Genomic DNA, 9830 nt, shown 5'->3' with positions numbered 1-9830 from the left:
CGCAGCTACATGTCTCATCAGCAGTTCACATGGCAGCCACCTCGCAGGCTGCTAGACTGGCCAGGTTTCTCCTGGCACACCAAAGGCGCGAAGGACACGAAGAAAAACAGAGGTTTGCATTACTACGTCGCTTCACCCTCTGGGTGAGCATCGCTTCGCAGACAAGATGTTGAAATCCTTTGCGCTCTTTGCGCCCTTTGCGGTTCAACTGCTCTTTTTAGGCTCAAGAACCCAATGGCGCGAGGTCCACACCAGGGAGCGCATCGCCCCAAATGAAAACGGGGCCCGAAGGCCCCGTTTCAGATTCACGCTCTAAGACCTTAACGGCTTAGAACTTATGAATCATGCCGACCGAGAAGCCGTCCCAGTCCGAGAATTCGACGTCATCGTCGACCTGAGTATAGAGAATGTAGGCCTTAGTGCGCTTGCTGAAGTTATGGTCGAAGGCCACGCCCCAAGTGTAGAGATCGCCCTCAAGCGTGCGCCTAACGTCACCGAGAGAACTATCCTGGTCAATCCTACTGAAGCGTGCGTCGCGATCAACACTACCGTACATGCCCTTGACCATGTTGTTGCCGAAGGCGTAACCGGCCTGAATCTGCCACAGCTTCTGCTTATCGTTCACAGAATTCGGGATGTCAGACTGCTCCTCATAGATACCAGTCAGGGTGAAACCGTTCCAGTCGAGCAATCCGAGACCGACACGCCACTTGGTGTAGTCGTCGTCCACGTAGCCCAGGCGCAGATTACCATTCGGGAAGGTCCGACCCAGGAAGCTCGTCTCGGAGTCCATGAAGAGCTCGCTGCCGAAGGACTCGTAAGCCAAGGACGCATAGAAGGGACCGTTGCTGTAGATACCGGCAATCGAGTAGCCCTCTGCCAGGCTGTCGGAGTTCACGTTCTCCTCGGAGATTACGGTTTCCCCGGCACCGGCGTGCACCGCAGCGGCGAGCTGGAAGCCAGACAGATCCGGGCTGATGTAGGCGATCGCGTTATCAACACGCTTGTCATCGAAGCCGACGGTGCCGTTGTAGTCGGCCATGGTATCGGCGAAGAGATCCAGCTTGCCGGTGGAGATCTTCAGCGGGGTGTCGTGACGACCGACCAGGAAGGTACCCCAGCCGCCAGCCAAGCCGACGAAGCTGTTACGCATGCCGACGGTGTTATCTGAGCCGCTCGCCGCGTTGCGCGACGTGCTCGTCTCGACCAGCTGAACGCCGAATTCCACCTGATAGATCGCCTTGAGGCCGTTACCCAGATCCTCGGAGCCCTTGACACCGATGCGGTTCGACCGAGGAGCGCCCGGGAGAGAGCCCCCACCATTCAGCCCCCAGCCACGGAAGTCTTCACGGCGAAGGCCGGTGATCTCACCCGTCACCGGATCCGTGATCGGTGCGACGCTGTAGCTCTCGCGGTCGGCATAGTCGATCGACATATGCAGCTTGCCGTAGAGAATAGCCTCTGCCATTGCTGCGGTCGGAGCGACCATGGCGGCGGCGACCGCTAGGGTAAGGAGTTTCTTGTTCATGCTGTTCTCCGCTGTTGTGAATTTGTCAGTTTGACTGCAGAAACCGAGCGCAATCATGCTTTGCGCTGTGAACTATAGAGGACGGCAGGGCGTTTTGCAACAGATTGGGCGAAAAAAAGACACACCCCGCGAGCCTGTATCATTTTTACACCAAACGCATCAATATAGGAGCCACGCACCGCAACAAGCACAGGAATTCCCTCACAAAGCCTCACCATCGCAGGAGACCTCAAGTGCAACACGCTCACCGCCCGAGCGCAACCGACGCACCACGCTCAAAGATAGGCGACAGGTGACGCACAAGAAAACCTGACCGAGATCAAAGAAGTAAGCCAGACCGACCCGACGACCCCGAACATCAGGCCACCCAGAGACCAAGCCTACCGCACCCCTAGAAGGGCACGCACCCGATTGTTGCAAATAGAGCACATTTTAAGGGGAAGATCCGCTCGACACGCACTAGACGGAGAGCCCGACGATCGAGCCGCAGTCTGGCGCATGAAGATCGCAAAGGATCTCCATGCGCGCCTGAACAGTGGATGCCACACAGCGAGCGAAGAGCCCAGGCTGCACAAGCCCGCCCCCACTTGCCCTTGCCCCGCAGCCAGCTTTGGGGCTTCGCGCTTTCAAATGCCGGATTCAGGATGCCAAGCCAGTGAAGACCAAGCCCCAAGCCCGCCGAGGAAGAGCGACCCTGATCGACCGAAAAGAAGCCCGCAATACGATTTCCAGAAATCGGCATCCCTGCAGCCGGCAAGATGGGCGCGCCCGCCAAGCCGCAATCAGCCCTGCCGGCGCTCCGCCAGAGGCCTTACCCATCCGACGGACGCCCATGCCCCAACAAGAAGATTCTCCGGAAGTCGCCCACAACAAAGGCCCCGACTCATTGACTGAGTCAGGGCCTTTGTCGTAGCTCGAAATGGCTGGGGGACTAGGATTCGAACCTAGGTTGACGGAGTCAGAGTCCGCTGTCCTACCACTAGACGATCCCCCAAGAACTGCTTTGCCGAGCGCCGCCGCATCGCGCGAAAACTAGACTAGCGAGCCAGCCGCCGAGATGCAACGCGCGATCAGCACTCCCCAGCTTAGCGCTTGGAGAATTGAGGACGCTTACGCGCCTTGTGCAGGCCGACCTTCTTACGCTCGACAGCACGCGCATCCCGGGTCAGAAAGCCCGAGCGACGCATCGGGCTGCGCAGCTCTTCATCAAACTCCACAAGCGCGCGCGCAATTCCGTGACGGATTGCGCCGGCTTGACCAGTGGTACCACCACCACTCACGGTCACCCGAACGTTAAGGCGATCGGCGAGACCAGCGGTCTCCAACGGCTGGCGAACGACCATCCGAGCGGTCTCGCGACCGAAGTATTGATCCAGCGGACGACCGTTCACGGTGATGTCACCCGAGCCCGCCGTCAAGAAGACACGCGCAGCGGAGGATTTCCGGCGACCGGTACAAAGTTGCGTCTCCGACATCGACTTGATTCCTAAACGTTGAGCTCGAGAACTTGAGGCTGCTGAGCCTGATGCTGATGATCCGGCCCGGCGTAAACGCGCAGCTTCTTCAGCATGGCCCGACCAAGAGGCCCGCGGGGCAACATCCCTTTGACGGCGAGCTCGATGGCACGCTCCGGCGCGGTCTCGAGGAGCTTGCTCAAGCTCGTCGACTTGAGACTGCCGACCCAGCCAGTGTGCCGGTAGTACATCTTGTCCTGAAGCTTGTTGCCAGTCACCCGAATCTTTTCGGCATTGACCACAACAAGATAGTCGCCGGTATCGACGTGCGGCGTGTACTGAGGCTTGTGCTTGCCGCGCAGGCGCCGGGCAAGCTCGGCAGAGAGTCGACCAAGGGTCTTGCCCTCGGCATCGACCAGATACCAAGCGCGGCGAACCTCGGCGGGCTTGGCGCTAACAGTCGTCGTCATGATCCTTCGCTCCGGGAAGCCCGCGCACGATTAAGGATCAGCGCGCTGGCCGTGAATACGTTATCTGCATCGAGAAAGACCGCGAACTATACGCGAGAGAATAGGGGCACGCAACCCCAGATGAGCGCGATTCCAGTGACGCCAGCTCACGACGTCCTCTGCGCTCGGCGCAGGGGGAGGCAGGCCCTTCAGTCGGGAAGCCGCAGCCGCTCCACGGGGCGACCGCCGATCAGATGATCCTGCAGAATCTGCTCGAGATCCTCGCGATCCACATAGGTGTACCAAACGCCTTCGGGATAGACGACAGCGACTGGCCCCTCGGCGCAACGACCGAGACATCCAGCGACATTGACCCGAATCCCGCCGGGGCCAGCCAAGCCAAGCGCCTTGGTCCGCGCCTTGAGAAAATCGCGCGCCGGCCCGGCTCCGGACAGACTGCAGCACTGGCTGCCATCGTCGCGCTGGTTCGTACAGAAGAAGACGTGATATCGATAGAATGCCATCGTCAATAACCTGAATTGCAGCAAGCAGGGCGGGTAGGAGGTTACTATGGTGACCGCAACACCTGCTGCAGCCAATCCCGCACCCCACACCATACCCGCCCGAGACTTACGTCTCCGGGCTGCGCCCGATTCGTTTCAGCTCAATCACTCGCAGACCAGCACCATTAGCAGACCAGCCTTGAGACCAAGGGTATTGCCAACCGCCCCGCAAACAACCCCAGATGCCGCAGACCAAGAGCTGCTCCGCCTGGCCGATCAATGCGTGAAATGCGGCTATTGCCTAGCCGCCTGCCCCACCTACCTGAAGACGAGGAACGAGGCCGATTCGCCACGCGGACGGATCGCACTCGTCCAAGGGTGGGTCTCCGGCGAGATCCCAATGTCCCGGGCGCTCGCGCGACACCTCGACGGCTGCCTGACGTGCCGCGCCTGCGAGACGGTCTGCCCATCGCTCGTTGCCTACGGCCGCCTTGCCGACGGCGCCAAGGCAAGGCGGCTTGCCCTAAGACCGGCGTGGCGCCGCGCGCTGCTGCGGCGCGCACTTCAAGGCCTATCGAGCGCGACCGTCAACCGCCGGCTGGCCCAGCTCGCCCGGCGTTACGTCTCCAGCGGATTGGCCCGCTTCGCCGAGCGAATCCATGCCACCCGATCACCCTTGAGACGCGCCTACCACCGGCTTGCGATCGCTATGGCCGAGACCTCCCGCCAGCGTCTCGCCCAATCGCCCAAGCTCACCGACTTCGACCTCTTCGTCGGCTGCACGGGGCTCAGCGCCCAGGGCGCCGCGATCGCTGCCACCCTCGAGGTATGCCGGCGGCTCGGCCTCGAGCCCCGCATCCCGACAGCGCCCGAGTGCTGCGGCGCCATCATGAGACACAACGGCTTTCCGGAAGAGGCTCGCCACCACCGTGAAGCCACCGCACACCAACACGCTCAGCGACCGCTAGTCGGCGTCGCCAGCGCCTGCATCGCCGAGCTGCGCGAGCAGCCAGGGCTCGCCCAGGCGGGAGAGATCTGCGCCTTCATCGACGGGCAGCCATGGCCGAGCACGCTCGACCTCGAGCCGCTGGCGCGCCGAGTGCTCGTTCACGAGCCCTGCTCACACCGTAATCTTCTCGGCGGCACCGAGGCGGTCTACAGCCTACTGAGGCGCATTCCGGAGATCGATGTCGCGCCGATGCCCGGCAACGAGCACTGCTGCGGGGCCGCCGGAACCTACCTGCTGCAGCAGCCGGAGATGTCCAACGCACTGCTCGAGGACAAGCTAGCGGCCCTGCGCGAGCGGCGCCCGGACATCGTCGTGACCACCAACCCAGGCTGCGCGCTCCACCTCATCGGCGGAATCCAAGAGGCCGGCCTGGCGATCGAGGTCTGCCATCCCGTCGAGCTGATCGCCCGGCAGCTTCCGGATGACGACTGAGCTTGAAGAGGGCTCTCAGGCGCCAGTCGCCAGTTTGCTGGACCCAAGGGAGATATGCAGCCCGAGGCCGCCCGGCGGCACCTGGTTGAACCAAGATCCGGCAGTTGACCGCTTCGCGCTTCATGCAACGCCTTGATCACTTTCAAGATCGGGGCTTCCTGCTGGCTCACCCGCCGGGTGAAGCCCGCTACGGCCGGATCTAGGTTGAAGCGTCCGCGGCGAGCACGCAGAATGTCGATCTAACGATCAGCTTGGACCCAACCCCCGACATGAAGACCCACACCGCGAGCACAAGACGTTATTCGTCGCTTGACCGGCTCTTTATCAATGCGGACCACGCGATGCGCACGCTCTTCGGCCGCCCTCAGACCACCGAGCGGAGCAGTCCAGCGACCAACCTCACGGAACCGGAGCTCCGCAAGGATCAGCGTCGGCATGTCGCTCGGCTCATGCGCATCAACCATACCGGAGAGGTCTGCGCGCAGGCGCTCTATCAAGGCCAAGCCCTAACCGCCAAGCTGCCCGAGACCCGTCAGCGCATGGAGCGGTCGGCAGAGGAAGAGAACGATCACCTGGCCTGGTGCGAAACGCGCCTGGAGGAGCTGGGTGATCGCAAGAGTCTGCTCAACCCACTCTGGTACGCAGGCTCATTCGCCATGGGGGCGACGGCCGGAATCGCTGGCGACAAATGGAGCCTCGGCTTCGTCGTCGAGACCGAGCGCCAGGTCGAGAGCCACCTAGACGATCACCTCGAGCAGATCCCGGCGCAGGACGAAAAGAGTCGAGCCATCCTGGAGCAGATGAAAGTCGACGAGATCAAGCACGCGCAGGTTGCCAAGTCGGCCGGCGGCGCGGATCTCCCCGGCCCCATCCGCCTGGCGATGAAGCTCACCTCGCGCATCATGACCCGCACCGTCTACTGGGTGTGACGGCACCCGACTGACCAGGCAGGCGCGGCCGTCGCCGAGACGGCTCCGCGCAGCCCGGACCTAGCCTCCCCCGATGCGCGGGAGGCCGTCAGTCCCCCATGAATTCCAGGTTCCGGCCCAAGTTGCGCCCGTAGAAGATCTCGCTCAGCTCACGCCTTAGCAGCTTCTGGATGCGCTTGTGGTCCTGGGGGCTGAGATCCGCCTCCTTGATACAGAAGAGGTAGTCGTCCAGCCGGAAGTCGCGGATCACCATCTTGGTGTGGAAGATGTTCTCCTGGTAGACGTTCACATCCACCATCTGATAGCGGTTCTTGGTGCCGCGCGACAGGTAGTTTTGGATCGAGCTGATGTTGTGGTCGATGAAGTGCTTGCGCCCCTTGACGTCGCGCGTGAAGCCACGCACGCGGTAGTCCATGATGACGACGTCCGACTCCAGCGCATGGATGAGGTAGTTGAGCGCCTTCAGCGGCGAGATGCGCCCGCAGGTGGAGACGTCGATATCGGCCCTGAAGGTGCTGATACCTGTCTGCGGATTCGTCTCCGGATAGGTGTGGACGGTGATGTGGCTCTTATCGAGATGCGCGATGACGGCATCGGGCAGCGGACCGGGTGTCGCATTGTTGGAGATGCCCTCCGCGACGATCGCCTCCTCCGAGATCAGCATGGTGACGGAGGCGCCCTGGGGATCATAGTCCTGATGCGCGATATTCAGGATGTTCGCGCCGATGATCTCAGCGACGTCCGTCAGGATCGCGGTCAGGCGCTCCGCATTGTAGGCCTCGTCGATATAGGCGATGTAGGCCTCGCGCTGCTCTTCGGAGCCCGCGTAGCAGACGTCGTAGATGTTGAAGCTGAGCGTCTTGGTGAGGTTGTTGAAGCCATGCAGGCGCAGCTTCTTGAGGGTGGTGGGCATCACTTCCAGTCCGGAAAAAACCGAGACCGCGCAAACTAACCATGAGGTGCGCGGAATGCAAGAAAAAGCATCGGGCTACGCATGGTTTTGCGCCGACGCCAAGCGGCAGCCCGGCGAGCCCCAGCCCTAGCCCTCGCGGATATCGAAGTCATGGGTGATACTCGCCGTCGCCCCCAGCATGATCGACGCCGAGCAGTACTTCTCGGCGCTCAGCCGGATCGCCGTCTCGACGCGCTTGGGATCGAGCCCCTTTCCGGTCAGGATGAAATGGGCATGGATCCGGGTGAAGACCTTGGGATCTTCAGCGGCACGCTCGGCCTCCAGCTCCACCACACAATCCGTAACGGCCTGTCTTGCCTTGCGCAGGATCAGCAGCACATCGAATTGGGTGCAGCCCCCCATGCCCAGCAGGAGCATCTCCATTGGCCTCGCACCAAGATTCCGCCCCCCAAGCTCCGGAGGGCCGTCCATGACGACACCATGCCCCGAGCCAGACTCGCCAAGCATCGCAACGCCATCGATCCACTTGACTCTCGCCTTCATTCGCAACCCCGCTCAATCGACTAATCTTGGAATGGCCGTCAGCCTAGCGGCTGACGGCCCAACGGCAGAGCCGCTAACATGGACACCCCGAGAATGAATGACCGGCTATGATGATCACTCAGCCTGATGGCGACCTATGCTGATGATGACCCGAGCTCTGGATGCCCGCTTAAGGTGACCCAGACGCGCCATTGGGGCCAAAACGCCGCTCGGAGCCAAAGCCCCGCTCTCCGCCCCCACGGCAAGCCAGCACAGGAAGCTCGGCGAATGTCGGCCCTGATCGCAGAGTGCGGGCGAGGCTAGCACAGTTCGACAAGGCGGCGCAGCGCACCTAGAATCCCGGATAACCCGTCCCCTACGACAGGCCCAGCTATGAGCAGCATCGTCAAACCGCCGAAAGAGCAGCCGAAGTGGCTCGAGCCGTTTCTCGCCCAGTGCCATACCAAGACCTACGATAAGAACGTCGAGTTCATCCGCCAAGGCCAAACCGCCGAGAGCCTCTACTACCTCATCGAAGGCTCTGTCTCCGCCCTGATGTACGACGAGGAAGAGCGCCGCGAGCTCATGCTTGCCTACATCAACAAGGGCGAGTTCATCGGCGAAATGGGCCTGTTCATCCCGCAAAACATGCGCAGCGTCATCATCCGCACGCGCACCAAGTGCAAGGTCGCCGAAATCACCTATCAGCGTCTCGACCGACTGCTGAACGACGAGCTCCAGGATGTCGCCAAGGAATTTCTCTACAGCATCGGCGAGCAGCTCTCCATGCGGCTCCAGGTCACCAGCCGCAAGGTCGGTCATTTAGCCTTCCTGGACGTGACCGGCCGCATCGCCGGAACACTCCTGGACCTCTGCAAGCAGCCTGACGCCATGACCCACCCGGACGGCATGCAGATCCGCGTCACCCGTCAGGAGCTCGGACGCATCGTCGGCTGCTCGCGCGAGATGGCCGGGCGCGTCATGAAGAACCTGGAGGAGCAGGGGCTGGTGAGCGTCAAGGGCAAGACGATCGTCGTCTTCGGGACGCGCTAGCAAGCGCAGACGCGGCGCCCGTCCGCGCGAGGTCGCCGCGCACGGGCGAATCGGCCCATGCGCGACCGACCGGCCGATGATCCGAGGGCGCCTGCCCCCCGGCTTCGCGATTCGCCCTGCTGTCGTCGCTCGACAGGCTCAAGCAAAGAACAGGCTCGCAAGCGCAGCCCCTGGATCGGGAGCCCGCATGAAGGCCTCGCCGACCAGAAAGGCATTCACGCCATGGCCGCGCATACGAATCACGTCCTCACGACCCAAGATGCCGCTCTCAGTCACCAGCAAGCGGTCCGCCGGGACGGCGCCGAGCAAATCCAAGGTCGTCTGCAGACTGACCTCGAAGGTGCGCAGATTCCGGTTGTTGACGCCGATGAGACGCCCCGGGACCGCCAGCGCGCGCTCCAGCTCTTCCGCGTCATGCACCTCGGTCAGTACGTCCATTCCCAGCTCATGCGCCAGAGCACTCAGCTCGCTCAGTCGCGCATCGTCCAAACAGGCCGCAATCAGCAAAATGCAGTCGGCCCCCATCGCCCTTGCCTCATAGACCTGGTACGGGTCGATGATGAAGTCCTTGCGGATCACCGGCAGGCTGCAGGCCGCGCGCGCCTCCTTGAGATAGGCCTCACTGCCCTGGAAGAAGTCGACATCCGTGAGCACCGACAGGCAGGCCGCCCCACCCGCCGCATAGCGCGTCGCGATCTCGGCCGGCCGAAAGTCCTCGCGCAGCACCCCTTTGCTGGGACTCGCCTTCTTGATCTCGGCGATAACGGCGGGCTGGCCGGCCGCAAGCTTGGACTCGAGTGCCGCGGCGAACCCCCTGGGAGGACTGGCCTGCGCCAGGTCGGCGATCAAGTCGGACTGCGTGCGCTGGGCGGAGCGCGTCTGGATTTCTTCGAGCTTACGCCGAACGATCTTCCGGAGGATGTCTGGGGTGTCTGACATGGATGAACCTAGATTCGGCAATTGGAACCGGTAGAGTAGAGGCCAGGGTCGCCCCTGGCCCCCCTCGTCAAACGCAGCATGCAGATTTCCCGCACTGCG

Annotated in this window: 10 protein-coding genes and 1 tRNA gene; 3 read left to right on the top strand and 8 right to left on the bottom strand. The window is 62.2% G+C overall.

Annotation, left to right across the window (positions count from 1 at the left end):
* Positions 1–328: 328 nt before the first annotated feature.
* The 5 genes from G3446_RS24535 to G3446_RS24515 all read right to left on the bottom strand — a co-directional run bounded on the left by G3446_RS24535 (position 329) and on the right by G3446_RS24515 (position 3955).
* Positions 329–1528, bottom strand: coding sequence for a porin (locus G3446_RS24535; protein ID WP_164456279.1), 1200 nt, complete (start codon positions 1526–1528; stop codon positions 329–331).
* 920 nt (positions 1529–2448) lie between these two features.
* Positions 2449–2522, bottom strand: a tRNA-Gln gene (locus G3446_RS24530).
* A 91-nt stretch (positions 2523–2613) separates the two neighbouring features.
* Entirely contained in the window at positions 2614–3003 is a 390-nt protein-coding gene (gene rpsI, locus G3446_RS24525; RefSeq protein ID WP_164456277.1) for a 30S ribosomal protein S9, read from the bottom strand.
* Positions 3004–3014: 11 nt separating this feature from the next.
* Positions 3015–3452 (bottom strand): 50S ribosomal protein L13, encoded by a 438-nt coding sequence (rplM, locus tag G3446_RS24520; RefSeq protein ID WP_164456275.1) that lies wholly within the window; start codon positions 3450–3452, stop codon positions 3015–3017.
* Positions 3453–3640: 188 nt separating this feature from the next.
* Positions 3641–3955: a (2Fe-2S) ferredoxin domain-containing protein gene (locus G3446_RS24515; RefSeq protein WP_164456273.1), complete on the bottom strand. Its 315-nt coding sequence runs from the start codon at positions 3953–3955 to the stop codon at positions 3641–3643.
* Between the two features lie 178 nt (positions 3956–4133).
* Here G3446_RS24515 and G3446_RS24510 point away from each other — a divergent pair, with 178 nt between their 5' ends.
* Together G3446_RS24510 and coq7 are read left to right on the top strand one after the other, a co-directional pair.
* On the top strand, positions 4134–5375 hold the full coding sequence (locus G3446_RS24510; RefSeq protein ID WP_483414741.1) for a (Fe-S)-binding protein: 1242 nt from the start codon (positions 4134–4136) through the stop codon (positions 5373–5375).
* 269 nt (positions 5376–5644) lie between these two features.
* The gene (gene coq7, locus G3446_RS24505; protein ID WP_164456269.1) at positions 5645–6304 is read left to right on the top strand and encodes a 2-polyprenyl-3-methyl-6-methoxy-1,4-benzoquinone monooxygenase; all 660 of its coding nucleotides are present in this window, start codon (positions 5645–5647) and stop codon (positions 6302–6304) included.
* Positions 6305–6392: 88 nt separating this feature from the next.
* On the opposite strand, the gene speD is transcribed toward coq7, so the two are convergent.
* A complete protein-coding gene (gene speD / locus G3446_RS24500; protein ID WP_164456267.1) occupies positions 6393–7217 on the bottom strand; it encodes an adenosylmethionine decarboxylase in 825 nt (274 codons plus the stop codon).
* A 126-nt stretch (positions 7218–7343) separates the two neighbouring features.
* Complete coding sequence (locus G3446_RS24495; RefSeq protein WP_164456265.1) at positions 7344–7760, bottom strand: OsmC family protein; 417 nt, start codon at positions 7758–7760, stop codon at positions 7344–7346.
* 372 nt (positions 7761–8132) lie between these two features.
* Here G3446_RS24495 and crp point away from each other — a divergent pair, with 372 nt between their 5' ends.
* On the top strand, positions 8133–8792 hold the full coding sequence (crp, locus tag G3446_RS24490) for a cAMP-activated global transcriptional regulator CRP (RefSeq protein ID WP_164456264.1): 660 nt from the start codon (positions 8133–8135) through the stop codon (positions 8790–8792).
* A gap of 138 nt (positions 8793–8930) precedes the next feature.
* Here crp and trpC read toward each other — a convergent pair whose 3' ends face one another.
* Positions 8931–9731 (bottom strand): indole-3-glycerol phosphate synthase TrpC, encoded by an 801-nt coding sequence (gene trpC, locus G3446_RS24485; RefSeq protein ID WP_164456261.1) that lies wholly within the window; start codon positions 9729–9731, stop codon positions 8931–8933.
* Positions 9732–9830 lie beyond the last annotated feature (99 nt).

Origin of the sequence: Thiorhodococcus minor, assembly GCF_010820565.1 — a bacterium.
Taxonomy (GTDB): Bacteria; Pseudomonadota; Gammaproteobacteria; order Chromatiales; family Chromatiaceae; genus Thiorhodococcus; species Thiorhodococcus minor.
The sequence above is the reverse complement of the archived record's forward strand: the minus strand, read 5'-3'. Positions and strand labels throughout refer to the sequence as shown.

Excerpts from the sequence above, each read along its gene's own strand:
- rpsI (WP_164456277.1), bottom strand. The coding sequence starts at position 3,003 with ATGTCGGAGACGCAACTTTGTACCGGTCGCCGGAAATCCTCCGCTGCG.
- crp (WP_164456264.1), top strand. The coding sequence starts at position 8,133 with ATGAGCAGCATCGTCAAACCGCCGAAAGAGCAGCCGAAGTGGCTCGAG.
- coq7 (WP_164456269.1), top strand. The coding sequence starts at position 5,645 with ATGAAGACCCACACCGCGAGCACAAGACGTTATTCGTCGCTTGACCGG.
- speD (WP_164456267.1), bottom strand. The coding sequence starts at position 7,217 with ATGCCCACCACCCTCAAGAAGCTGCGCCTGCATGGCTTCAACAACCTC.
- rplM (WP_164456275.1), bottom strand. The coding sequence starts at position 3,452 with ATGACGACGACTGTTAGCGCCAAGCCCGCCGAGGTTCGCCGCGCTTGG.
- G3446_RS24535 (WP_164456279.1), bottom strand. The coding sequence starts at position 1,528 with ATGAACAAGAAACTCCTTACCCTAGCGGTCGCCGCCGCCATGGTCGCT.
- trpC (WP_164456261.1), bottom strand. The coding sequence starts at position 9,731 with ATGTCAGACACCCCAGACATCCTCCGGAAGATCGTTCGGCGTAAGCTC.
- G3446_RS24495 (WP_164456265.1), bottom strand. The coding sequence starts at position 7,760 with ATGAAGGCGAGAGTCAAGTGGATCGATGGCGTTGCGATGCTTGGCGAG.
- G3446_RS24515 (WP_164456273.1), bottom strand. The coding sequence starts at position 3,955 with ATGGCATTCTATCGATATCACGTCTTCTTCTGTACGAACCAGCGCGAC.